This is a genomic window from Psychrobacter sp. TB20-MNA-CIBAN-0197, assembly GCF_040309765.1.
GTDB lineage: Bacteria > Pseudomonadota > Gammaproteobacteria > Pseudomonadales > Moraxellaceae > Psychrobacter > Psychrobacter submarinus.
Genome location: NZ_JBEOPC010000432.1, coordinates 1 through 279 on the forward strand (window position 1 = coordinate 1; position 279 = coordinate 279).

Consider the following 279-nt stretch of genomic DNA (forward strand, 5'->3'; position numbering starts at 1 on the left):
GTATTACTTTACATATTATTGAAGCGCCTAGCTTTTGTGATTGTACGCGCGAGCTTATTAACTTTTGTAAAGCAAACGATGTAAAACACGTAATTGCTAATACAGAATATGAGCTTAATGAAGTAAACCGCGATAAAGCAATTTTGCACGAATGCGATGAGCTTTCTATTACTTTTACTTTGTACGAAGGTGATTTAATTGCACCTGTTGGAACGGTCAAAAATCAAAGTAATGAAATGTATAAAGTGTTTACTCCATTTAAACGTGCATGGTTAAAGC

1 protein-coding gene is annotated in these 279 nt (G+C 34.1%); it reads left to right on the plus strand.

What is annotated here, in order from left to right:
- The coding region (locus AAEY83_RS14365; RefSeq protein WP_351059897.1) for a deoxyribodipyrimidine photo-lyase at positions 1 to 279 on the plus strand (279 nt) is incomplete at both ends.